General features: G+C 68.1%; 21 protein-coding genes. 8 read left to right on the forward strand and 13 right to left on the reverse strand.

Going from position 1 to position 22,097, the window contains the following annotated elements:
• Window positions 1-23 precede the first annotated feature (23 nt).
• Window positions 24-1,946: a DUF5666 domain-containing protein gene (locus LXT12_RS04565; protein ID WP_233389927.1), complete on the forward strand. Its 1,923-nt coding sequence runs from the start codon at window positions 24-26 to the stop codon at window positions 1,944-1,946.
• A 129-nt stretch (window positions 1,947-2,075) separates the two neighbouring features.
• Here the strand turns inward: LXT12_RS04565 and LXT12_RS04570 are convergent, their stop codons facing one another.
• From LXT12_RS04570 to LXT12_RS04610, 9 genes are all read right to left on the reverse strand, one after another.
• Window positions 2,076-3,386, reverse strand: coding sequence for a TRZ/ATZ family hydrolase (locus tag LXT12_RS04570; protein WP_233389929.1), 1,311 nt, complete (start codon window positions 3,384-3,386; stop codon window positions 2,076-2,078).
• 19 nt (window positions 3,387-3,405) lie between these two features.
• Window positions 3,406-4,329 carry a ribokinase gene (locus LXT12_RS04575; protein WP_233389931.1) on the reverse strand — a complete coding sequence of 308 codons (924 nt, stop codon included), beginning with the start codon at window positions 4,327-4,329 and terminating at the stop codon, window positions 3,406-3,408.
• A 77-nt stretch (window positions 4,330-4,406) separates the two neighbouring features.
• On the reverse strand, window positions 4,407-5,717 hold the full coding sequence (gene gltA, locus LXT12_RS04580; protein ID WP_233389934.1) for a citrate synthase: 1,311 nt from the start codon (window positions 5,715-5,717) through the stop codon (window positions 4,407-4,409).
• A gap of 28 nt (window positions 5,718-5,745) precedes the next feature.
• Window positions 5,746-6,021 carry an FAD assembly factor SdhE gene (locus LXT12_RS04585; RefSeq protein ID WP_233389936.1) on the reverse strand — a complete coding sequence of 92 codons (276 nt, stop codon included), beginning with the start codon at window positions 6,019-6,021 and terminating at the stop codon, window positions 5,746-5,748.
• 5 nt (window positions 6,022-6,026) lie between these two features.
• Complete coding sequence (locus LXT12_RS04590) at window positions 6,027-6,728, reverse strand: succinate dehydrogenase iron-sulfur subunit (protein WP_233389938.1); 702 nt, start codon at window positions 6,726-6,728, stop codon at window positions 6,027-6,029.
• 67 nt (window positions 6,729-6,795) lie between these two features.
• Window positions 6,796-8,577, reverse strand: coding sequence for a succinate dehydrogenase flavoprotein subunit (sdhA, locus tag LXT12_RS04595; RefSeq protein ID WP_233389940.1), 1,782 nt, complete (start codon window positions 8,575-8,577; stop codon window positions 6,796-6,798).
• 1 nt (window position 8,578) lies between these two features.
• Complete coding sequence (gene sdhD / locus LXT12_RS04600) at window positions 8,579-8,938, reverse strand: succinate dehydrogenase, hydrophobic membrane anchor protein (RefSeq protein WP_233389941.1); 360 nt, start codon at window positions 8,936-8,938, stop codon at window positions 8,579-8,581.
• 22 nt (window positions 8,939-8,960) lie between these two features.
• Complete coding sequence (sdhC, locus tag LXT12_RS04605; RefSeq protein ID WP_233389943.1) at window positions 8,961-9,389, reverse strand: succinate dehydrogenase, cytochrome b556 subunit; 429 nt, start codon at window positions 9,387-9,389, stop codon at window positions 8,961-8,963.
• Window positions 9,390-9,483: 94 nt separating this feature from the next.
• Window positions 9,484-10,200 (reverse strand): GntR family transcriptional regulator, encoded by a 717-nt coding sequence (locus tag LXT12_RS04610; RefSeq protein WP_233389945.1) that lies wholly within the window; start codon window positions 10,198-10,200, stop codon window positions 9,484-9,486.
• A 103-nt stretch (window positions 10,201-10,303) separates the two neighbouring features.
• Between LXT12_RS04610 and LXT12_RS04615 the strand changes: the two genes are divergently transcribed.
• Window positions 10,304-11,290, forward strand: coding sequence for a malate dehydrogenase (locus tag LXT12_RS04615; protein WP_233389947.1), 987 nt, complete (start codon window positions 10,304-10,306; stop codon window positions 11,288-11,290).
• Window positions 11,291-11,365: 75 nt separating this feature from the next.
• Here the strand turns inward: LXT12_RS04615 and LXT12_RS04620 are convergent, their stop codons facing one another.
• Together LXT12_RS04620 and LXT12_RS04625 are read right to left on the reverse strand one after the other, a co-directional pair.
• Window positions 11,366-11,992: a PEP-CTERM sorting domain-containing protein gene (locus LXT12_RS04620; protein ID WP_233389948.1), complete on the reverse strand. Its 627-nt coding sequence runs from the start codon at window positions 11,990-11,992 to the stop codon at window positions 11,366-11,368.
• 92 nt (window positions 11,993-12,084) lie between these two features.
• The gene (locus tag LXT12_RS04625) at window positions 12,085-14,556 is read right to left on the reverse strand and encodes an alpha-amylase family glycosyl hydrolase (protein WP_233389950.1); all 2,472 of its coding nucleotides are present in this window, start codon (window positions 14,554-14,556) and stop codon (window positions 12,085-12,087) included.
• A 188-nt stretch (window positions 14,557-14,744) separates the two neighbouring features.
• On the opposite strand from LXT12_RS04625, the gene LXT12_RS04630 reads away from it, so the two are divergent.
• From LXT12_RS04630 to acnB, 6 genes are all read left to right on the forward strand, one after another.
• The gene (locus LXT12_RS04630; RefSeq protein ID WP_233389952.1) at window positions 14,745-15,446 is read left to right on the forward strand and encodes a PEP-CTERM sorting domain-containing protein; all 702 of its coding nucleotides are present in this window, start codon (window positions 14,745-14,747) and stop codon (window positions 15,444-15,446) included.
• A gap of 23 nt (window positions 15,447-15,469) precedes the next feature.
• Window positions 15,470-16,474 (forward strand): HpcH/HpaI aldolase/citrate lyase family protein, encoded by a 1,005-nt coding sequence (locus LXT12_RS04635; RefSeq protein WP_233389955.1) that lies wholly within the window; start codon window positions 15,470-15,472, stop codon window positions 16,472-16,474.
• A 122-nt stretch (window positions 16,475-16,596) separates the two neighbouring features.
• Window positions 16,597-17,181: a hypothetical protein gene (locus LXT12_RS04640; RefSeq protein WP_233389956.1), complete on the forward strand. Its 585-nt coding sequence runs from the start codon at window positions 16,597-16,599 to the stop codon at window positions 17,179-17,181.
• Window positions 17,182-17,285: 104 nt separating this feature from the next.
• Window positions 17,286-17,585: an AbrB/MazE/SpoVT family DNA-binding domain-containing protein gene (locus tag LXT12_RS04645; protein ID WP_233389958.1), complete on the forward strand. Its 300-nt coding sequence runs from the start codon at window positions 17,286-17,288 to the stop codon at window positions 17,583-17,585.
• Window positions 17,582-17,989, forward strand: a complete 408-nt coding sequence (locus LXT12_RS04650; RefSeq protein WP_233389960.1) for a type II toxin-antitoxin system VapC family toxin — start codon at window positions 17,582-17,584, stop codon at window positions 17,987-17,989. Before LXT12_RS04645 ends, LXT12_RS04650 begins: the two co-directional genes overlap by 4 nt.
• A 24-nt stretch (window positions 17,990-18,013) precedes the next feature.
• Window positions 18,014-20,605, forward strand: a complete 2,592-nt coding sequence (gene acnB, locus LXT12_RS04655) for a bifunctional aconitate hydratase 2/2-methylisocitrate dehydratase (protein ID WP_233389962.1) — start codon at window positions 18,014-18,016, stop codon at window positions 20,603-20,605.
• 88 nt (window positions 20,606-20,693) lie between these two features.
• Here the strand turns inward: acnB and LXT12_RS04660 are convergent, their stop codons facing one another.
• Window positions 20,694-20,966 carry a flagellar basal body rod protein gene (locus LXT12_RS04660; RefSeq protein ID WP_233389965.1) on the reverse strand — a complete coding sequence of 91 codons (273 nt, stop codon included), beginning with the start codon at window positions 20,964-20,966 and terminating at the stop codon, window positions 20,694-20,696.
• 112 nt (window positions 20,967-21,078) lie between these two features.
• Complete coding sequence (locus LXT12_RS04665; RefSeq protein ID WP_233389967.1) at window positions 21,079-22,011, reverse strand: GGDEF domain-containing protein; 933 nt, start codon at window positions 22,009-22,011, stop codon at window positions 21,079-21,081.
• Window positions 22,012-22,097: the final 86 nt, after the last annotated feature.

Genomic DNA, 22,097 nt, shown 5'->3' on the forward strand with positions numbered 1-22,097 from the left:
ACCCGCAACAGCAGAGGCAGTCCATGACACGACTCAAGCAACAACTGCAGTGGGGGCTGTGCGCCCTGAGCTGCGCCCTCAGCGCAGCGGTACTCGTCGCCTGTGGCGGCGGTGGCGGCAGCGCGGGCACCGCCACCCAGACGCCGGCCACGCCGGCGCCCGGCGCCAGTACCGCCTCCGTCGTGGACGGCACCATCACGGGCTTCGGCAGCGTCGTCATCAACGGCGTGCGCTACGACGACAGCCAGGCCAAGGTGGCGTTCGCCAACAGCCCTGACGCTCAGGTTGCCGGCACCCTCGGCGACCTGCACACCGGCATGCGGGTGCAGGCCGAGCTGAAGGACGGCGTGCTGCAGAACCTCGTCGTGAACTTCGCCCTCGTCGGCACGGTCGGCGCGGTGGACACGGCGGGCGGCACCCTCAACGTCTTCGGCCAGACCATCAAGACGACCACGACCGGGCAACTGCCCACGGTCTTCGAAGGCTTCACCAGCCTGGCGCAGCTGGCCGTCGGCGACCTCGTCAAGGTCAGCGGCACCGTGGCCAGCGACGGCAGCATCACGGCCACCCGCATCGAGCGCAAGGCCAAGGACGGCACCGAGCTCTTCCGCATCAGCGGCGCCGTGCAGGCGCTGGACACGACGGCCAAGACCTTCACCCTCGTCGGCAACAGCAGCGTGACGGTCAACTACGCCGACGCCAAGCTGCTGCCCACGGGTGCCGTCATCGAGAATGGCAAGCTGGTCAGCGTCGTCTCGGCCAACGCCCCGGCCACGAGCGGCGGCAAGACGGTGCTCACCGCCAGCGCCGTCGAGGTCAAGGCCCGCAAACTCCCCGATTCGTCGGACACGACGGTCGGCGGTCCGGTCAGCGACTTCCAGAGCCTGTCCAGCCTGCGCATCGGCGACGTCCTCGTGGACGCGAGCACGGCGACGCTGAAGGACGGCACGACGGCAGCCGACGTGGTCAACGGCGCCCAGGCCCTCGCCCACGGCACCATCAAGGACGGCGCCATGAAGGCCGACTGGCTCAAGGTGCTGAAGAACGACACCGCCATCAAGGCCCTGCTGATCGGCCAGATCACGGACTACGTGTCCATCGCCAACTTCACGCTGCGTGGCACCGTGGTGGACGCCAGCGCCGCCACCTTCACCAAGGGCAGCGCCGCAGACCTCGCCGCGGGCGCCTGGGTTCAGGTGACGGGCCAGCTGACGCCCGCCGGCGTGAAGGCCACCGAGGTCGCCGTGCAACCGCCGCCGGCCGACAAGCCGGAGCGTCTGGCCGGAGCCATCACGGCCGTCGACGCCACCGCCAAGACCTTCACGCTGCTGGGCACGACGGTGAAGTGGACCGACACGACCAAGATCAGCCCCGACGGCAAGAGCTTCGCCAACCTGGCCGCCGGTCTGGGCGTCAGTGTGGAGGGCAGCTACTCGGCGTCGACGGGCGTCTTCACCGCCACGAGCGTGACCGTCGTCTCGACGCCCGGAACGGCCAAGACCATCGGCTTCTCGGGCATCGCCTTCAACGTGACGGCGCAGAGCCTGCAGATCGGCAGCTACACCGTCCAGATCACCCCCAACACCCAGCTGCAGCCCGCCGGCACGCAGCTGGCCGACCTGGTCAACGGCTCGCGGCTGAGCGTCAAGGCAACGGTGAGCGGCACGGGGACGAACGTCACGCTGACGGCGATCAGCATCGAGCTGCAGAAGCCTGAAAAGGACGACGCCGGCAACGACTACGTCTACCTCGGCGGCCTGATCGGCGACTTCGTCAGCGCGGCCGACTTCAAGGTCGGCAGCCAGAAGGTGGACGCCTCGGGCACGGGCGTGAAGTTCATCGACGGCGACGCCAGCAAGCTGGCCAACGGCGCCAAGGTCGAGATCAAGGGCTCGGTCAAGGACGGCGTGCTGGTGGCCAGGCAGGTGCACTTCATGCCCGGGTGACAGCCCACCCCCTGCGGGCTACGCCCGCCCCCTCAAGGGGGCACTCCCGTCTGCCCGGCAAAGCCGGATCAGCGGGAGTCGCTGGAGGACAAGCCCGACTCTGCCCTGCAGAGTCGGGCTTGATTCATTTCAGGATGCCTTCATCCGGCCCACCAGGTCGCTCACCTCGGCCATCAGGGCCGGCACGTCGATGGTGGTGGGCTGGCGCTCGCGCAGCACCTGGCGTCCGCCAACCCAGACGTTGCTGACGTGCTCGCGCCCGGCCACGTAGACGAGCTGGGCGGCCGGGTTGTAGACGGGCTGGCATTCCGGGCTGTCCAGCGAGACCGAGACGCAGTCGGCGAGCTTGCCCACCTCCAGCGAGCCGAGGTCGTCGCCACGGCCCATGGCCTTGGCGGCGCGGATCGTCGCCATCTCCAGCGCGGTGCGGGCCGTGGCCACGGTCGGGTCGCCAGTGATGCCCTTGGCCAGCAGGGCTGCGGAGCGGATCTCGCCGAACATGTCGAGGCGGTTGTTGGAGGCCGCGCCGTCGGTGCCGAGGATGGTGTTGACGCCTGCCGCCTCCAGCGCCTTCAGCGGCATGACGCCCGAGGCCAGCTTGAGGTTGGAGTTGGGGTTATGCACGAGGTGCACGCCCTTCCTGGCCATCAGCTCGATCTCAGCGTCATTGAGGTGGACCATGTGCACGGCGATCATGCGCTCGCTGAACAGGCCGAGGCGGTCCAGCCGCTCGATGGGGCGCACGCCATGGGCCTTGAGGCCGTCCTCCACTTCGACGGCGGTCTCGTGGATGTGGCAGTGCATCTGGATGTCGAGCTTCTCGGCCAGGTCGCGCAGCTTGACGAAGGTCTCGTCCGAAACGGTGTAGGGCGCGTGCGGCGCGCTGGTCCAGTCCAGCAGGGTCTCGCCCTTGTATTGCTCGTAGGCCGCGATGCCCTTGGCGATGTAGTCGTCCGGGCCGCTGGCATAGCCGGTCGGGAAGTCGATGACGTTCATCGACACCGCCGCGCGCACGCCCGAGTCGAGGGCGGCTCGCGCCATCGCCGTCGGGAAGAAGTACATGTCGTTGATGTAGGTGGTGCCGCTGCGCAGGCCTTCGGCGGCCGCGAGGCGGGAGCCGAGGTAGACCCACTCCTCGCTGACCCAGCGCTTCTCCAGCGGCCAGATGTGGTTCTGCAGCCAGTCCATCAGCGGCACGTCGTCGGCCACGCCGCGCAGCAGCGTCATGGCCGAGTGCGCGTGGGCGTTGATCAAGCCGGGGATGAGGACCTGCCCCGGGAGCTCGACGCGGGCGGCACCCGGGTATTGCGCCAGCAGTTCGGCGCGCGGGCCGACGGCGGCGATGCGCTCGCCGTCGATCAACACGGCATGGTCGTCGAGCACGCCCTCGCCGGGCTTCATGGTCAGCAGCCAGCGGGGCAGCAGCAGGGTCTGGGACATCTCGTTCTCCTCGTGGGATTCAGGGGTTCTGTGCGAGCAGCCGATCGACTTCCTCGCGGCGCGGCATGGCGTCCTGCACGCCGGGTCGGGACACGGCCAGGCCGGCCGCCGCCTGGGCGAAGGCCAGGGCGCGGGCCGTGGGCTGGCCCTCGGCCATGGCGGTGACCAGGGCCCCGACCAGGGTGTCGCCGGCACCGACGGTGTCGACCGCCTTCACCGGCCGGGCCGGCACGCTCAGGGCGCCCTCGGCGTCGACCCAGCACAGGCCGTCGCCACCCAGGGACACCAGCACGGCTGCCGGTCCTTGCGCGCGCAGCGCCTGGGCCAGGGCCAGGGGTGATGCCGGGCCGCCACCCAGCAGGGTGACGAGGGCCTGGGCCTCCAGTGCGTTGACCACGAGCAGGTCGACCAGGGGCAGCAGGCGTTCGCAGCCGGGCCGGAAGGGGGCGGCGTTGAGCAGGGTCCTGACGCCGGCCGCGCGGGCGCGTTCGAAGGCGCGGGCCACGCTTTCGAGCGGCAGTTCCTGCTGGGCGACGAGCCAGCGCAGGCCCTCCAGTTCCAGCGCCTCGACCTGCTCCAGCGGCAGCGTGCCGTTGGAACCGGCGACGGTGACGATCTGGTTCTCGGCATCCTCGGCGCCGACGACGATCAGCGCCACGCCGGGCACCTCGTCGGCGGGCTGGGCGATGAAGTGCGTGTCGACGCCCTCCCCGGCCAGTTGCGCCACCATGGCCGCGCCGTTCTCCCGCTGGCCGACGCGCGCCGCCAGCGCGACCCGGGCGCCGAGCCGCGCGGCGGCCACCGCCTGGTTGGCGCCCTTGCCACCGAGGCAGGAGCCGAAGCGCTGGCCGCGCAGCGTCTCGCCCGGCAGGGGCAGGCGCGGCGCGTGCACGATCAGATCGCGGTTGACGCTGCCGAGGACGAGGATCTCTGGTGCGGACATCGGGGCCTGTCTGAAACGAAAGAACCCCTCGGGGATACCGAGGGGTTCGCGGTGGGCGAATGCCGGTCAGCCGGCCATCAGCGCTGGGCGATGGGCTTGACGTCGCGCGGGGCGGCGCCGACGAACAGCTGGCGGGGGCGGCCGATCTTGTACTCGGGGTCGCCGATCATCTCATTGAGCTGGGCGATCCAGCCGACCGTGCGGGCCAGGGCGAAGATGGCGGTGAACAGCGGCACCGGGATGCCGATGGCGCGCTGCACGATGCCGGAGTAGAAGTCGACGTTCGGGTAGAGCTTGCGGGCGACGAAGTACTCGTCTTCCAGCGCGATCTGCTCCAGCTTCATCGCCAGTTCGAACAGCGGGTCGTTCTGCAGGCCGAGCTCGGCCAGCACTTCGTGGCAGGTCTCGCGCATCAGCTTGGCGCGCGGGTCGTAGTTCTTGTAGACGCGGTGGCCGAAGCCCATCAGCTTGACGCCGGAGTTCTTGTCCTTGACCTTGCTGATGAAGTCACCGATGCGAGCGACGCCGCCCTGCTTCTGGATGTCGCCCAGCATGTTCAGGCAGGCCTCGTTGGCGCCGCCGTGGGCGGGGCCCCACAGGCAGGCCACGCCCGCGGCAATCGCGGCGAACGGGTTGGTGCCCGACGAGCCGCACAGGCGCACGGTCGAGGTCGAGGCGTTTTGCTCGTGGTCGGCATGCAGCGTGAAGATGCGGTCCATGGCGCGGACCAGCACGTCGTTGGGCTTGTAGTCCTCGCAGGGCGTGGCGAACATCATGCGCATGAAGTTGCCGGCGTAGGACAGGTCGTTCTTCGGGTAGATGTAGGGCTGGCCGACGGTGTACTTGTAGGCCATGGCCACGAGCGTGGGCATCTTGGCGATCAGGCGGATGGCCGAAATCTCGCGGTGCTCGGGGTTATTGATGTCGGTGCTGTCGTGATAGAACGAAGACATCGCACCCACCAGGCCCGTCATGACGGCCATCGGGTGGGCGTCACGGCGGAAACCGCGCAGGAAGAACTGCATCTGCTCATTCACCATCGTGTGGTGCATGACGCGGTTCTCGAAGTCGGCCTTCTGGCTCTCGTTCGGCAGCTCTCCGTAGAGCAGCAGGTAGCAGGTCTCGAGGTAGTCGCAGTTCACCGCGAGCTGCTCGATGGGATAGCCGCGGTAGAGCAGCTCGCCCTTGTCGCCATCGATGTAGGTGATGGTGGAGTTGCAGGAGGCCGTGCTCAGGAAACCCGGGTCGTAGGTGAACTTGCCGGTCTGGCCATACAGCTTGCGGATGTCGATGACATCCGGGCCGATGGTGCCCTTGTACAGCGGCAGTTCCATCGAGGGGCTGCCGTCGGAGAACGACAGGGTGGCTTTCACGTCGGACGGAGTCATGGTGCGGTCCTATGGGTTTTGAAAAGCATCAGGTGCGCAGGTCGGCAAGGACTTCGCGCACGGCAGCGGTGTCGATTTCACCACTGGGTTCCTTGCGGCGCAGTAACAGGTCGAGAAGGTCGTTGTCGGCCAGGTCCATCAGCATCGTCAGCCCTTCGGCCTGCGTGACGCTGACGCCCGTCTCGGCGTACCGGGTGAAGAAGCGGTCGATGAAGAGGTCGTTCTCCAGCAGGCCCCGACGGCAGCGCCAGCGCAGCTTGGACAGCGCACGTTCGTCGATCAGGGCCCGGGCGGCGTCGTTCATCGTCGTCAGATCGCCCGGCGGACCATCAGTTCCTTGATCTTGCCGATGGCCATGGTGGGATTCAGGCCCTTGGGGCAGACATCCACGCAGTTCATGATGGTGTGGCAGCGGAACAGGCGGTACGGGTCCTCGAGGTTGTCGAGGCGCTCGCTGGTCGCCTCGTCGCGGCTGTCGGCGATGAAGCGGTAGGCCTGAAGCAGGCCGGCCGGGCCGACGAACTTGTCCGGGTTCCACCAGAAGCTCGGGCAGCTCGTCGAGCAGCTCGCGCACAGGATGCACTCGTACAGGCCGTCCAGCTCCTCGCGCTCGACGGGCGACTGCAGGCGCTCCTTCTCGGGCGGCGGGTTGTCGTTGACGAGGTAGGGCTTGATGGAGTGGTACTGCTTGAAGAACTGCGTCATGTCGACGATGAGGTCGCGCACGACGGGCAGGCCCGGCAGCGGCTTGAGCACGATGGTGCCCGGCAGGGTCCGCATGTTGGTGAGGCAGGCCAGGCCGTTCTTGCCATTGATGTTCATCGCATCCGAGCCGCAGACGCCTTCGCGGCAGGAGCGGCGGAAGGACAGGCTGGGGTCGACCGCCTTGAGCTTGACCAGCGCGTCGAGCAGCATGCGCTCGTGGCCGTCCAGCTCGACCTCGAGGGTCTGCATGTAGGGCTTGGCGTCCTTGTCGGGGTCGTAGCGGTAGATCTGGAAGGTGCGCTTCATAAATCAGTCCTAGTCAGTTGGGGACAGAGCTACTCGCTTCGCTCGGGCGGTCTGTCCCGCAAATACATCAGAACGTCCGCACCTTCGGCGGAACAGACTCAACGGTCAGCGGCTGGAGGTTCACCGGCTTGTAGTCCAGGCGATTGCCTTCGGAGTACCACAGCGTGTGCTTCATCCAGTTCGCGTCGTCGCGGTTCGGGTAGTCGTTGTGCGCGTGCGCGCCGCGGCTCTCGGGGCGGGCGGCGGCCGAGATCATCGTCGCCTGGGCAGCCTCGATGAGGTTCTCCACTTCCAGCGCCTCGACGCGGGCCGTGTTGAAGACCTTGGACTTGTCCTTCAGGCCGATGGAGCCGACGCGCTGGGCGATTTCCTTGATCTTCTGCACGCCCTCGTCCATGGACGCCTGGGTGCGGAAGACGCCGGCATGCTTCTGCATGGTGGCGCGGATGTCGTTGGCGACATCCTGGGCGTACTCGCCGTTGGTGGCCGAGTCCAACCGCGCCAGGCGGGCCAGCGTCTTGTCGGCGGCGTCCTTGGGCAGGTCCTTGTGGGACTTGGTCTTGAGGTTGAAGTCGACGATGTGGTTGCCCGCGGCGCGGCCGAAGACGACCAGGTCGAGCAGCGAGTTGGTGCCCAGGCGGTTGGCCCCGTGCACCGACACGCAGGAACACTCGCCCACGGCGTAGAGCCCGTTGATGACGTCGTTGGGCTTGCCGTTCCTGGGCACCACCACCTGGCCGTGCACGTTGGTCGGGATGCCGCCCATCTGGTAGTGGATGGTCGGCACCACGGGGATGGGTTCCTTGGTGATGTCGACGTTGGCGAAGTTGTGGCCGATCTCGAACACCGAGGGCAGCCGCTTCATGATGGTCTCGGCGCCGAGGTGGGTCATGTCCAGCAGCACGTAGTCCTTGTTGGGACCGCAGCCGCGACCTTCCTTGATCTCCTGGTCCATCGAACGCGAGACGAAGTCGCGCGGGGCCAGGTCCTTCAGCGTGGGGGCGTAGCGCTCCATGAAGCGCTCGCCGTTGCTGTTGCGCAGGATGGCGCCTTCGCCGCGGCAGCCTTCGGTCAGCAGCACGCCCGCGCCGGCCACGCCGGTGGGGTGGAACTGCCAGAACTCCATGTCTTCCAGCGGGATGCCGGCGCGCGCCGCCATGCCCAGGCCGTCGCCGGTGTTGATGAAGGCGTTGGTGGAGGCCGCGAAGATGCGGCCCGCGCCGCCGGTGGCCAGCAGCACGGTCTTGGCCTGCAGGATGTGGACCTCGCCGGTCTCCATCTCCAGGGCCGTCACGCCGACGGCGTCGCCCTCGGCGTCGCGGATGATGTCCAGGGCCATCCACTCGACGAAGAACTGCGTGCGGGCCTTGACGTTTTGCTGGTAGAGGGTGTGCAGCAGGGCGTGGCCGGTGCGGTCGGCTGCGGCGCAGGCGCGCTGCACGGGCTTCTCGCCGTAGTTGGCGGTGTGGCCGCCGAAGGGGCGCTGGTAGATGGTGCCGTCGGGGTTGCGGTCGAACGGCATGCCGAAGTGCTCGAGCTCGTAGACGACCTTGGGCGCCTCGCGGCACATGAACTCGATGGCGTCCTGGTCACCCAGCCAGTCCGAGCCCTTGACGGTGTCGAAGAAGTGGTAGTGCCAGTTGTCCTCGCTCATGTTGCCCAGCGAGGCGCCGATGCCGCCTTGGGCAGCGACGGTGTGCGAGCGCGTCGGGAAGACCTTGGACAGCACGGCCACGTTCAGACCGGCCAGGGCCAGCTGCAGCGAAGCCCGCATGCCGGAGCCACCGGCCCCGACGATGACCACGTCGAACTTGCGGGTCGCGATTTTTCCAGTTGTCTTTGCCGTCATCTCACAGTCTCCAAAGCACCTGGATTGCCCAGCCGGCACAGCCAAGCAGCCACACGATCGAAAACACCTGCAGGGCCAGCCGGATGCCGACGGGCTTGACATAGTCCATCCAGACGTCACGGATGCCGACCCAGGCGTGGTAGGCCAGCGCCAGCACGGCCACGAAGCTCAGGACCTTCATCCACTGGGGCGCGAAGACGGCGGCCCAGTGGTCGTAGCCCAGCTCGCCGGGCATCAGGAAGCGGGCCAGCACGGCCACGGTGAACAGGGCCATCAGCACGGCGGTGACGCGCTGGGCGAGCCAGTCACGCAGGCCGTAATGGGCGCCGACGACGAGGCGCTTGGAGCCGAAAGTGCTCATTGTTGTTGTCCTTGGAGAAGGTTCAGTACAAGCCGAACAGCTTGGCGCCCAGCAGCACCGTCAACGCCAGGCTCAGGCCCAGCGTGACATAGGCCGAACTCTGGCCCTGCGCCTTGCTGACGCTGTGCGTGGCGTCCATCCAGAGATGGCGCACGCCGGCGATGAAGTGGTGCAGGTAGGCCCAGATGAGGCCGAGCACCACCAGCTTGACCAGCACCGCCGGGATGCCGGCGAAACCGGCGACGAACACGTTGGTGAACGCGTCGTAGGAAATTTCGGAGGTCAGGCTGCTGTCCAGCATCCAGATCACGAAGGGCAGCAGCACGAACATCACGACACCGCTGACGCGGTGCAGGATCGACACCCAGCCCGCAGGCGGGAGACGGTAGCTGACGATCTGGGAGACGTGGATGTTTCGGTATACGGGTCTTGTCTTGGCGCTGTCCGTCATGGTCGAGCCCTGCGTAATCGGGGTGAAACCAAACGATTCTAGGGCCAAGCGTTAACCCGACCGTGAATGATGCTGCACTGCGCCATCGTCAGCTTCAGTTCAAGTCGTTGCGGTAATGATCGGACGCCGTGTGGTACAGGCCCCGCCGCAATTCGACCGGCCGGTCGCCATAGGTGAAGGCCAGCCGCTCGACGCTCAGCAGCGGCTCACCCTCTTCCACACCCAGCAGCCGCGCGGCCTCGGGCGTGGCCGCCACGGCGCGCAGCTTCTCCTCCGCCCGCACCATGTGCACGCCGAACCGGGCCTCGAAGAGGGCATACAGCGCACCCGCGTGGGCTTCGAGCACCTCGGTCGTCAGCCCTTCGAACTGCCGCTCGGGAAGCCAGAGTTCATCAAGCACGACGGGTCGGTCACGCCGATGCAACAGCCGCCGCACCTCGATGACCGGCTCGGCCGTGCGCAGGCCGAGGGTGCGGGCCACCTCGGCCGTCGCCCTGACGCGCCGGCAGCCGAGCAGTTCCCGGCTGAAGCCGCGGGCCTCGTCGTCCGCCACGAGGCGCAGGAAGCGGAAGGGCTCGCGCGGCGCCGCATGCGTGGACACGAAGGTGCCGCTGCCCTGGCGGCGGTCGACGAGGTGCTCGGCGGCCAGTTCGTCCAGCGCGCGCCGGACGGTGCCCGGGCTGGCGCCGAAGCGGGCCGCCAGGGCGGCTTCGCTCGGCAGGGCGTCGCCCGGCCGCCATTCGCCGGCCGCGAGCGCGGCGACGATGAGCTGGCGGATCTGCTCGTACAGCGGCGCGGGGCTCTTGGGCATGAGCGCATTCGAGCACGAAGCGCAGCCCTTGAAAGGAATGGCCAAGGGTAAGCCCGTAAACTCGCCGGGTTCACCGTTTCACCAACTGTCCCTCGGAGATCCCATGAGCAAGAAACCCGTTCGCGTCGCCGTCACCGGCGCTGCCGGCCAGATCGGCTACGCCCTGCTGTTCCGTATTGCTTCCGGCGAAATGCTGGGCAAGGACCAGCCCGTGATCCTTCAGCTGTTGGAGATTCCCGACGAGAAGGCCCAGAACGCGCTGAAGGGCGTGATCATGGAACTGGAAGACTGCGCATTCCCGCTGCTGGCCGGCATCGAGGCCCACAGCGACCCCATGACCGCCTTCAAGGACACCGACTACGCGCTGCTGGTGGGCTCGCGCCCGCGCGGCCCGGGCATGGAGCGCGCCGAGCTGCTGGCCGTCAACGGTGCCATCTTCACGACCCAGGGCAAGGCCCTGAACGCCGTCGCCTCGCGCAACGTCAAGGTGCTGGTGGTCGGCAACCCGGCCAACACCAATGCCTACATCGCGATGAAGTCGGCCCCTGACCTGCCGGCCAAGAACTTCACCGCCATGCTGCGCCTGGACCACAACCGCGCCGCCTCGCAACTGGCAGCCAAGACCGGCAAGGCCGTCGCTTCCATCGAGAAGCTGGCCGTCTGGGGCAACCACTCGCCGACCATGTACGCCGACTACCGCAACGCCACCATCGATGGCCAGTCGGTCAAGGCGATGATCAACGACGAGGCCTGGAACCGCGAGACCTTCCTGCCCACCGTCGGCAAGCGCGGCGCCGCCATCATCGCCGCCCGCGGCCTGTCCTCGGCCGCCTCGGCCGCCAATGCCGCCATCGACCACATGCGCGACTGGGCCCTGGGCACCAACGGCAAGTGGGTCACGATGGGCATCCCGTCCGACGGCTCCTACGGCATCCCGAAGGAGGTCATGTTCGGCTACCCGGTCACCTGCGAAGGCGGCGAGTACAAGATCGTCGAAGGCATCGCCATCGACGAGTTCTCGCAGGAATGCATCAACAAGACGCTGAAGGAACTGCTGGACGAGCAGGACGGCGTCAAGCACCTGCTCTGAAGCACTGAACCGGCCGGCCCGCCAGTGCCGGCAGTGCCACGAGGGCTGCCTGCGAAGGCAGCCCTTTTTGTTGACTCAGGCGCGGCGGCGCTTGAGGACGGCCAACAGGGCCAGGCCCGCGAACAGCAGCATGGGGCTGGCCGGCTCGGGCACGGGGCTGGTGACGGCGAAGCTGGCCGAGAACGGGTTGGCGGCGGAGCCGGAGTCGCGGTTGCCTTCGTTGGACAGGCCGGTGAAATACACCTGCAGGGTGTGCGTGCCGGCCGACAGCCCTGCCAGGAAGTTGGTGGACGAGGTGCTCAGGCCAGCCCACTTCTGGTCGCCCCAGTTGGTGAAGGTGTTGCCCGCCACGTCGGTGAACGTCGAATTGGCCGTCCAGCCGATGGCGATGCTCTGGTAGCTGCCGCCATCGACGCGCCAGTTGAGCGTGGCACCGGTGATGTCGCCGCCACCGTTCTTCCAGGTGAGCAGTTCGGCGCCGGCCAGCGTCGCGGTCGAGCCCAGCGCAAAGCTGCCGAGGTTGGCGCCGCCGAAGGCAGACAACCATTGGCTGCCGGGCTGTTGGGCGCCATACCAGGTGGGGGCCGTAGCGCCCGCGCCGTCGGTATCGATGGCCAGGTAGCTGCCGAACACGCCCGTGGCCGCCGCCGCCGGCATGGCCACGCCGAGGGCGAGCGCCCAGGCCACAAGAGTCTTGTTCATCCCCGAAATCCTTTTGTCATGGGTGCGGGCCTCCTCGCACGAACGCTCGCGCCGGACGCGGGAGGCCCCGCCGCGCCCGGCGCGAGATCGGATCACTTCGCGACGAGGACAACCAGCGAACGCGGGTTCACGCCGTAGCTGGCGTTCTCGCCGCCGACGCAGCTGCTCGCGGCGAGGTCGACCTGGCCAGGCCCTTCGGCCCAGGCCGCCGTGTCGGTCACCCGGCACCAGGTCGACTTGCCCTGCCCCGTCCAGGGCAGCGTGAAGTTGCGCGAGGTGGGCTCGCCGTTGAACAGCACCAGCACGGTGTTGCCGCCGCCGAGCTCGCTGCCGTCGTAGCGCCAGGCCAGCGTGCGGTTCTGCCCCGTGGCATCGGGCATGGATGCGGTCGCCTGCCACCAGCTGCCGTCACTGGAGGTGGTGCGGTAGCTCTTGTCGGAACCGAACCAGTCCAGCGGCGCCATGAAGTTGCCGTTGCCGTCGGTGGTGGCGTAGAAGTTCTCGGGCCGCAGCGCCGGCTGGCTCTTGCGGAACTGGATCATGGCCTTGGCGAAGGCGCGGAAGTTGGCCTGGTCGGTGCTGAGGCTCCAGTTCAGCCAGTTGCCTGCGGAGTCGACGTTGTAGGCGTTGTTGTTGCAGTTCAGCGAGCGCAGGAACTCATCGCCCGCATTGAAGATGGGCACGCCCGCGGAGAGCATGAGCAGCGCGAAGCCGGTGCGCGCCTGCTGGCGCTGCGCCGCGGCGCTGCCGCCGTTGTCCCAGGAGTCCTCGTCGGCCGTGCCGCCATCGCTCGGCCCCATCGGCCAGGCCTGGGTCACGTTCTGGCCGTTGCAGGAGTACAGGTCCTTGAGCGTGAAGCCGTCGTGCACGTTCAGGAAATTGACCGAGTAGGCCGGCTTGCCACGGCCGTCGCCAGCGTCGCCGAAAAGATCGGGCGAGCCGGCGATGCGCGAGGCGATGCGGCCCCGCGTGGCATCGGCATCCTTGACGCCGTACTTGTTCTGCGCACGGCGGACGACATCGCGGAAACCTCCGTTCCACTCGCTGATGCCCACCGGCATCTGGCCCAGTTGGTAGCCCTGCCCGCCCGGCGCCAGGCCCCAGGGCTCGCTGGCCATGAAGACGCCGGGGTTGGCCGCCACGGCGCGGGCCATCGCGGTGTCGGGATTGCTGCGGTCGAAGTAGAAGCGCTGGGGATCGGTCGGGTTGGTGTCGTTGTCGTAGGTGTTGACGAGGGCGATGCCGAGGTCGAAGCGGAAGCCGTCCACGCCCAGGCGCTGGCGCTGGTAGGCCAGCGAATTCAGCACCAGGTCGCGGGCGCGCGGATGCTTGCTGTTGAGCGTGTTGCCGGTGCCGGTGATGTCGTAGTACCAGGCCCGGTCGCTGGCCGTGCCGGGGGCGCGGGTGAGCAGGTAGTAGCTGGCGTTGTCCAGGCCGCGCAGGCTCCAGACGCTCGCACGGCTGGGGTCGGTGCTGCTCCAGGTGCCGCCTTCAGCCGTATGGTTGTAGACCACGTCGGTCAGGACCTTGATCCCGGCATCGTGGAAGGCCTTGACCATGGCCGCGAACTCCTTCGTCGGCCCGCCGATGCTCTTGTCGCAGGCATAGCGGCGATCAGGCGCGAAGTAGTTGCTCGTCATGTAGCCCCAGTAGTTGTCCCCGGCCGTGGTGGTGGAGGAGCGCTGGGTGGCCGCATCGTTGAGGTCGTTGGCGTCGTTGTCCGTCTCCTGGATGGGCATGAACTCGACGGCCGTGACCCCCAGGTCCTGCAGCTGCGGGATCTTGGCCACCGCGCCGGCAAAGGTGCCCTTGCAGGCGCCCACGCCGGCATCGCCCTGGGTGAGGCCGCGCACATGGGCTTCGTAGATGACGTCGTCCTTGGCCGCCCGCGTCGGCGCGACGCCCGTGTTGAGCCCGGCGAAGCCGGCGCCGAAAGGCATGGCGACGACGCCCTTGGGCGCCACGTTGCCGCTGTCGCGGGCGCGGTCGGCGGCGCCCGACGCATAGATGGTGGCATCGGCCTGGGCCGGCACGACGGCTGCGGACAGGTAGTCGTGCGTCACCTCCAGCGCATAGGGGTCGAGCAGCAGCTTGTTGGGGTTGAAGCGGTTGCCGGCGGTGTCGACGTCGGCGACGAAGCCGAGGGAACTGCCGGGCGTCCAGCCGCTCACGTAGGGCCAGTTCGGGCCCCAGGCGCGGTAGCCGTAGTAGACGTCGGTGAAGAGCTTGGCAGGGTTGGCGGGATCGATGTCGAAGCCCAGTCCCTTGAGCGTGCTCACCGGCACCAGCACCTGCCACACCGGCGTGCCGGAGATGCGCGCCATCGTGTACCGCGCGACCGGAGCGGCGCCATAGCTCTGGCGATAGACATTCACTTCGATGCGGGTCGCGTTCTGCGAGAACACCCGGAAGCTGACGGCCGTTCCGTTGGACGCGAGCTGGCCGCCCAGCTGATCAGTTCCACCGGGCGACTGGGCCTGAGCGGGCACCACCGCTGCGGCGCCCACGACCAAAAGAACGAACAGCGCACCCAGGCGCGCCACAGGCATGAACGAGAACCGCATCGCTTGTCTCCAGCTTGGCTTTATTGCCTAAAAAGTAGTTTAAGTACATAGATAGGGCCACATATGCTGGATATCCCTGACGCATTCGCGACCATGCCCAGTTCAAATGTGAATTACGTCGCGACGCGCCCTAATCCCGCCTCGACGCAGCATCAACAAGAAAATCTAGTTTCACTACAGGAGGCGCAATGAAAACCCAGCTCAACCGACTTTTGTCCGCCGGCATCCTGGCCGCCTGCACGCTGGCAGCCCTCCCGGGCATCGCCCTCGCGGCCACCATCGGGCCACTGACCGGAGACACCGCCGCCCAAGCCCCACTCGGCGCAGACACCACCAGCCGCTATGCCACGGACTTCATCGACGACAGCCTGCTCGCCAGCTTCGCGAGCGGGTCGTTCGGCGGACTCTTCTCGTTGGGCAGTTCGGTCGAGATCCGCTATCTCGGCACTGGCGCCGCCCGCGACGCCAGCCTGCTCTTCGGCGGCAGCGAACTCTTCCAGACCCGCAGCGGCTGCAGCTACGCCACCGCCCTCGCCGACGACTTCTGCCTGATCGACAGCATCGGCCTGTCCCGCACCCTCGGGGGCCTCGCCGCCGGCAGCGCCTTGAACTTCACCCTGCTCGGCCAGGCCCAGCTCGTCGGCGGCGCCGCGGCCTTGCGTCCCAGCGCCCAAACCTTCGGCAGCCTGGCCTCGGCACGGTGGATTGACCTCGGCGGCGGCCAGGTCCTGCTCGGTTTCGAGGAAGGCGGCGACGCCAGCTACAACGACATGGTGTTCCTGCTGAGCGGCGTCACGACCGTGGCACCCGCCGTGCCCGAGCCCTCCAGCCTGGCGCTGCTGGGCGCGGGCCTGCTCGCACTGGCCCTCAAGCGCCGCGCGGCGGCCTGAGCCAGCCTGGGTACAGTGGCGCCATGAGCGCCCCTGTCCAGCACCCCCGCCAGGCCCTGTTCGGCCACGACGCCCCTCGCCCCACCCTGCCCGTGGTGGACCACTACTGCGGCATCGAAGCCCGCATGCGCAAGAGCCTGGCCCTGCAGGCCGAACTCGGCCCGGTCTTCGACATCACCCTGGATGCCGAAGACGGTGCACCGGTCGGCGGCGAGGCCGAGCATGCCCTGCTCATCGCCGAGCTGGCGACGAGCCCCGCCAACCGCTTCGGCCGCGTCGGTGCGCGCGTCCACCCCTGGGGCCATGCCGCCTTCGAGGCCGATGTGGACACGCTCATCGCCAGGGCGGGCCAGCGGCTGGCCTACCTGATGATCCCCAAGCCCGAAGGCGCCGACGACGTCGAACGCGCCGTCGAAGCCATCGACGCCGCCTGCGCCCGCCACGGTGCGCCTCGGCTGCCGCTGCAGGTGCTCGTCGAGACCCATGGCGCCCTGCGCGAGGTCTTCCGCATCGCAGCCCACCCGCGCATCGAATCCCTCTCCTTCGGCCTGATGGACTTCGTCTCGGCCCACGGCGGCGCCATCCCCAGGACGGCGATGGAACTGCCCGGCCAGTTCGAGCATCCGCTGGTGGTGCGGGCCAAGCTGGAGATCGCCGCGGCGGCACACGCCTTCGGCAAGACGCCCTCGCACTGCGTCGTCACCGAGTTCCGCGATGGCGCCGCCCTCGCGGCGGCGGCCCGCCGTGCCGCTCGCGAATTCGGTTACACGCGGATGTGGAGCATCCACCCGGACCAGATCCACCCCATCGTCGAAGCCTTCGCCCCCGCCGCCGACGAGGTCGCCGAAGCGGCCGAACTGCTGCTGGCCGCGCAGGCCGCGCAGTGGGCACCGATCTCCTTCCGTGACCGACTTCACGACCGCGCCAGCTACCGCTACTTCTGGACGGTGCTGGAGCGCGCCGAACGCACCGGCCGGGACCTGCCCGACGAGGCCCGCCGGGCCTTCTTCCCGGCCTCCATCGGGTGAATCACGGGGCAAGGCCTTGTCCGACGCGCCGGACAATTCCTACATCTGCTCACCCACGGCGGCCCGCTTTGCGGCCATGATGCGCCGCCCCCTCGTCCAATCCTCTTTTCAGCACCACCTCCATGCTGTTCTCCACCCTCCGCGGCAGCGCCGCTGCCGCCCTGATCCTCTGCACCGCCCTGCCCGCGCTGGCCGAGGCGCCCGCCGCCAAGGCACCTGCCAAGGCCACGGCCAAGCCAGCCGTCAAGACGGCCCGGCTGGCACCGGCCAAGAAGACGCCTCCGCCGCCGGCCGAGCCCGTGCTGGCCGCGGCTGACGAGACGCAGATCGCCGCCTCCGAGCGCGCCTACCTGGGCGATTACGCCTGCGAGTTCAAGGAGAGCGTGCACATCGACAAGCATCCCAAGGTGGCGGGTTACATCGACGTCGCCTGGAAGAAGCAGGTCTTCACGATGAAGCCGGTGCTGTCGTCCACGGGCGCGCTGCGCCTGGAGGACGTCACCGGCCGCACGCTGATGATCCAGATCGCCAACAAGTCCATGCTGCTCGACACCAAGATCGGCCAGCGCCTGCTGGACGACTGCATCCACCCCGAGCAGGCCCGCCTGATGGCCGAGGCCAAGGCCGCCAAGATCAACGACCCCGAAGCCGAAGCCGCCGCCGAGGCGCGCAACAGCCTTGGCATCACGCCGACTGCCGGCAAGTGAGCGACGCGGCTTGAACCTCACCGGCCAGGTATGTAAAATGAATGCATACTTTCTGATGCATACCTGAGCCGCCGCCTCCGCGGTGCTCAGCCGCTGGAGGCCCCATGGAAGCCACCGTTGCCGAACGCGGGCAGATCACCCTGCCCAAAGCCGTCCGAGACGCCCTCGGGCTGACCAAGGGCACCACGCTCAAGGTCGAGCTGGACGGCGGCCGCATCATCCTGCGCAAGAACGTCGATGACGCCATCTCGCGCATGCGCGGCCGGTTCAAGCTCGACGGGTTCGCCAGCACCGACGAGGCCATGCGCGCGATCCGCGGCCATGCGCCCGGCGACCCCTACCTGCCACCCGAGCCCGAGGCCGAGCCCAACGCCGAGTCGCCGGACGGAGACCCCGCACCTTGATCGCCACCGACTCCTCCGTGCTGATCGACCTGATCGCCGGCGACGACGACGCCTGCGCCACTGCCGCCGAGGCCGTGCGGCAGGCACTGCATGTCGGGCCGGTCGTGCTGTGCGAGGTGGCGCTGGCCGAGGTCTGCACCGCCTTCAAGGGCGGCACCGACGTGCTGCAGTTCCTGGAGGAACTGGGTATCCGCTTCGAGCCGATGGAGGCGAAGTCGGCCCTGCGCGCCGGCGAGATGCAGCGGCGCTACCGCCAGCGCGGCGGCAACCGCACGCGCACCGTCGCCGACTTCCTGATCGGCTCCCACGCGATGATGCAGTGCGATGGCCTGATCACCCGCGACGCCGGCTTCTACCGAGACTATTTCAAGGGCCTGAGGATCGTCGTGCCGACCTCTGCCTGACCTGCTGCTTCACTGGAGAAAACCATGCTTCAAGCCTACCGCCAACACGCCGCCGAACGCGCCGCCCTCGGCATCCCACCCCTGCCCCTGGACGCCAAGCAGGTGGCCGAGCTGATCGAGCTCATCAAGGCCCCGCCCGCCGGTGAAGACGCCTTCCTGCTGGACCTGCTGACCCACCGCGTGCCCCCGGGCGTGGACGACGCCGCCAAGGTCAAGGCCAGCTTCCTGGCCGCCGTGGCCCATGGCGACCTGAAGGTCGGCCTGATCTCCAAGGCCAAGGCCACCGAACTGCTGGGCACCATGGTGGGCGGCTACAACGTGCATCCGCTGATCGAACTGCTGGACGACGCCGAGGTCGCCGGCGTCGCCGCCCAGGGCCTGAAGAAGACCCTGCTGATGTTCGACTACTTCAACGACGTGGCCACCAAGGCCAAGGCCGGCAACGCCAAGGCCAAGGAAGTGATGCAGTCGTGGGCCGACGCCGAGTGGTTCACGAGCCGCCCCGAAGTCGAGAAGAAGATCACCGTCACCGTCTTCAAGGTGCCCGGCGAGACCAACACCGACGACCTCTCCCCCGCGCCCGACGCCTGGAGCCGCCCGGACATCCCGCTGCACTACCTGGCCATGCTGAAGAACACGCGTCCCGACGCGGCCTTCAAGCCCGAGGAAGACGGCAAGCGCGGCCCGATGCAGTTCGTCGAGGACCTGAAGAAGAAGGGCCACCTCGTGGCCTACGTCGGCGACGTGGTCGGCACCGGCTCCAGCCGCAAGTCCGCCACCAACTCCGTCATCTGGGCCACGGGCCAGGACATCCCCTTCGTGCCGAACAAGCGCTTCGGCGGCGTGACGCTGGGCGGCAAGATCGCTCCCATCTTCTTCAACACCCAGGAAGACTCCGGCTCGCTGCCGATCGAAGTCGACGTCAGCAAGCTGGAGATGGGCGACGTCATCGACGTGCTGCCCTACGACGGCAAGCTGCTGAAGAACGGCGAGACCGTCGCCGAGTTCAAGCTCAAGAGCGACGTGCTGCTGGACGAAGTGCGCGCCGGCGGCCGCATCAACCTCATCATCGGCCGCTCGCTGACCGCCAAGGCGCGCGAGTTCCTGGGCCTGCCCGCCTCCACCACCTTCCGCCTGCCGGTCGCCCCCAAGGACACCGGCAAGGGCTTCACCCTGGCGCAGAAGATGGTCGGCCGCGCCTGCGGCATGCCCGAGGGCCAGGGCATCCGTCCGGGCACCTACTGCGAGCCCAAGATGACGACCGTCGGCTCCCAGGACACCACCGGCCCGATGACCCGCGACGAGCTGAAGGACCTGGCCTGCCTGGGCTTCTCGGCCGACCTGGTCATGCAGTCCTTCTGCCATACGGCCGCCTACCCCAAGCCCGTGGACGTGAAGACCCACCGCGAGCTGCCCGCCTTCATCAGCAACCGCGGTGGCGTGGCGCTGCGCCCCGGTGACGGCGTCATCCACAGCTGGCTGAACCGCCTGCTGCTGCCCGACACCGTCGGCACCGGCGGCGACTCGCACACCCGCTTCCCCATCGGCATCAGCTTCCCGGCCGGTTCCGGCCTCGTCGCCTTCGGCGCCGCCACCGGCGTGATGCCGCTGGACATGCCCGAGTCGGTGCTGGTGCGCTTCAAGGGCGAGATGCAGCCGGGCGTCACGCTGCGCGACCTCGTGCATGCCATCCCGCTGTACGCCATCAAGGCCGGCCTGCTGACCGTGGCCAAGGCCGGCAAGAAGAACATCTTCTCCGGCCGCATCCTCGAGATCGAAGGCCTGCCCAACCTCAAGGTCGAACAGGCCTTCGAGCTGAGCGACGCCTCGGCCGAGCGCTCGGCCGCCGGCTGCACCATCAAGCTCAATCCCGAGCCGATCAAGGAATACCTCACCAGCAACATCGTGCTGATGAAGAACATGATCGCCGACGGCTACCAGGACGCGAAGACCCTGCAGCGCCGCATCGAGAAGGTCGAGGCCTGGCTGGCCAACCCCGAGCTGCTCGAGGCCGACAAGGACGCCGAGTACGCCGCCGTCATCGAGATCGACCTGGCCGACATCAAGGAACCCATCCTCTGCTGCCCCAACGACCCGGACGACGCCAAGACCCTGTCCGAAGTCGCCGGCACCAAGATCGACGAGGCCTTCATCGGCTCGTGCATGACCAACATCGGCCACTTCCGCGCCGCGGCCAAGCTGCTGGGCGGCCAGCGCGACATCCCGGTCAAGCTGTGGGTCGCCCCGCCGACCAAGATGGACCAGAGCGAGCTGATCAAGGAAGGCCACTACGCCGCCTTCGGCACCGCCGGTGCTCGCACCGAGATGCCGGGCTGCAGCCTGTGCATGGGCAACCAGGCCCAGGTCCACGAAGGCGCGACGGTGGTGTCCACCTCCACCCGCAACTTCCCGAACCGCCTGGGCAAGAACACGAACGTGTTCCTCGCCTCGGCGGAACTGGCCGCCATCGCGTCCAAGCTGGGCAAGATCCCCACGGTGGCCGAATACCACGAGGCCATGGGCATCATCAACAAGGACACCGCCAGCGTCTACAAGTACCTGAACTTCGACCAGATCGAGGAGTACGCGGAGACGGCCAAGACGGTCGCCGCCTGAGCGCGGCCCCGGGGGGGCGGTCAAGCCGCCCCCGGCAACGAAAAAGCGGCCCTCGGGCCGCTTTTTTCTTGCGCTGCGGGACTCGGGCTCAGGCCTTGATGTCCAGCAGCGCTCCCGTGGTGTTGAGCTGCGTCTGCAGCACCTTCAGGTTGGCGACGAAGGCATAGGCCGCCGACTGCTGCTCCACCACCTCGTTGGCCGGGTTGATCTCGCGGTCCGGCACCTTGTCGACGTTGGTCGGCTCGACGCTCGGGCGGTTCTCGTGGCCGGCCGCCAGGTTGGCGATGTTGGCCGCCGACGCACGCAGGCGCTCGTTCGCGGCCGAGATGCCGGACAGGGCGGTGGAGAGGGGGACGTTCATCGGTTCAGTTTCGAGCGCTCTGGCCGCTACATCGGCCAGGCTGGACTGAACTTTAGAGCAAGCAACGAAAAAACCCGCATTTCGGGGGATCGCCGTCCCGCCGGGCGTGAATTCAGCCCGCCAATTCCTCGTAGCCGCCGCTGGACACGAAGACCCGCACGCTGTCGCCGCCCGCCGCCTTGGCTTCGGTGCAGGCCAGGACGGCGGCTCCGAGCACCGCGTCCACCGTGGTCAGCGAAGGCTGGATCTGCACGACGCCGAGCGACGCCTTCACGCGGGTGCGGTGCAGCCCCCAGCGCAGACGGTAGGCGGCCACGGCGGCACGGATCTTCTCGGCAATGATCTGCGCGTAGTGGTGGTCGCAGTCGGGCAGCAGGATGGCGAAATGGTCTTCCTCCAGGCGTCCGACCAGGTCCGAGGCCCTCACTTTGCCGATCAGCATCTGGCCCAGGCCGTAGAGGAAATGGTCGCCCACCTCGGCGCCCATGCCCTGGATGACCTCGCCGAACTTGTCCACGTCCAGCCACAGCACCGAGACCGGCTCGTTGCGGCGGCTGCCCACGTGCTCGGCCAGGCGCCTTTCGAACTCCCGGCGGTTGGCCAGTTCGGTCACGCTGTCGTGCTTGGCCGTCCAGGTGGGCTGCAGGCGCAGTGCGCGCGCCGCCGTCACGTCCTCGACGATCCACAGCGCCTCGCCCGCCGGCTGCTCCCAGTGCAGCGGCGTGGCCTGCAGCCGGCCCCAGAAGCGGTGACCGTCGCGCTTGACGTACTCGACTTCCTCGTCCAGCGGCTGGCCGGCGGCGAAGGCCGCGGCGGTGCGCTCCAGCAGCGAGGCGTGGGCAAGATCGGTGGTGTGGACGACGCGGGTGCCCTGGCCCGCCAGGTCGCTGTCGTCGCCGAAGCCGAAGAGGTGGTTGAACTCCTCGCTGACGACCTCGAAGCGCTGGCCCGAGACGAAGGCAACGGCCGTCGGAGCCCGAACCAGCAGGGCGCGCAGTCGCGCGGCGGTCGAGTCGTCGGCATGGGCGGGGGCGGCACTGCTCATGAGGTCTCCTGGGCGCTTCTCCAGGCCCGACTATCGCAGGACTGCCCGCTTTAAACCATGCTGCAGATCACGGTTTGGGCCGCGGC

Source organism: Pelomonas caseinilytica (genome assembly GCF_021353235.1).
GTDB classification, from domain to species: domain Bacteria; phylum Pseudomonadota; class Gammaproteobacteria; order Burkholderiales; family Burkholderiaceae_C; genus Pelomonas; species Pelomonas caseinilytica.

Excerpts from the sequence above, each read along its gene's own strand:
- LXT12_RS04565 (WP_233389927.1), top strand. The coding sequence starts at position 24 with ATGACACGACTCAAGCAACAACTGCAGTGGGGGCTGTGCGCCCTGAGC.
- LXT12_RS04570 (WP_233389929.1), bottom strand. The coding sequence starts at position 3,386 with ATGTCCCAGACCCTGCTGCTGCCCCGCTGGCTGCTGACCATGAAGCCC.
- LXT12_RS04575 (WP_233389931.1), bottom strand. The coding sequence starts at position 4,329 with ATGTCCGCACCAGAGATCCTCGTCCTCGGCAGCGTCAACCGCGATCTG.
- gltA (WP_233389934.1), bottom strand. The coding sequence starts at position 5,717 with ATGACTCCGTCCGACGTGAAAGCCACCCTGTCGTTCTCCGACGGCAGC.
- LXT12_RS04585 (WP_233389936.1), bottom strand. The coding sequence starts at position 6,021 with ATGAACGACGCCGCCCGGGCCCTGATCGACGAACGTGCGCTGTCCAAG.
- LXT12_RS04590 (WP_233389938.1), bottom strand. The coding sequence starts at position 6,728 with ATGAAGCGCACCTTCCAGATCTACCGCTACGACCCCGACAAGGACGCC.
- sdhA (WP_233389940.1), bottom strand. The coding sequence starts at position 8,577 with ATGACGGCAAAGACAACTGGAAAAATCGCGACCCGCAAGTTCGACGTG.
- sdhD (WP_233389941.1), bottom strand. The coding sequence starts at position 8,938 with ATGAGCACTTTCGGCTCCAAGCGCCTCGTCGTCGGCGCCCATTACGGC.
- sdhC (WP_233389943.1), bottom strand. The coding sequence starts at position 9,389 with ATGACGGACAGCGCCAAGACAAGACCCGTATACCGAAACATCCACGTC.
- LXT12_RS04610 (WP_233389945.1), bottom strand. The coding sequence starts at position 10,200 with ATGCCCAAGAGCCCCGCGCCGCTGTACGAGCAGATCCGCCAGCTCATC.
- LXT12_RS04615 (WP_233389947.1), top strand. The coding sequence starts at position 10,304 with ATGAGCAAGAAACCCGTTCGCGTCGCCGTCACCGGCGCTGCCGGCCAG.
- LXT12_RS04620 (WP_233389948.1), bottom strand. The coding sequence starts at position 11,992 with ATGAACAAGACTCTTGTGGCCTGGGCGCTCGCCCTCGGCGTGGCCATG.
- LXT12_RS04625 (WP_233389950.1), bottom strand. The coding sequence starts at position 14,556 with ATGCGGTTCTCGTTCATGCCTGTGGCGCGCCTGGGTGCGCTGTTCGTT.
- LXT12_RS04630 (WP_233389952.1), top strand. The coding sequence starts at position 14,745 with ATGAAAACCCAGCTCAACCGACTTTTGTCCGCCGGCATCCTGGCCGCC.
- LXT12_RS04635 (WP_233389955.1), top strand. The coding sequence starts at position 15,470 with ATGAGCGCCCCTGTCCAGCACCCCCGCCAGGCCCTGTTCGGCCACGAC.
- LXT12_RS04640 (WP_233389956.1), top strand. The coding sequence starts at position 16,597 with ATGCTGTTCTCCACCCTCCGCGGCAGCGCCGCTGCCGCCCTGATCCTC.
- LXT12_RS04645 (WP_233389958.1), top strand. The coding sequence starts at position 17,286 with ATGGAAGCCACCGTTGCCGAACGCGGGCAGATCACCCTGCCCAAAGCC.
- acnB (WP_233389962.1), top strand. The coding sequence starts at position 18,014 with ATGCTTCAAGCCTACCGCCAACACGCCGCCGAACGCGCCGCCCTCGGC.
- LXT12_RS04660 (WP_233389965.1), bottom strand. The coding sequence starts at position 20,966 with ATGAACGTCCCCCTCTCCACCGCCCTGTCCGGCATCTCGGCCGCGAAC.
- LXT12_RS04665 (WP_233389967.1), bottom strand. The coding sequence starts at position 22,011 with ATGAGCAGTGCCGCCCCCGCCCATGCCGACGACTCGACCGCCGCGCGA.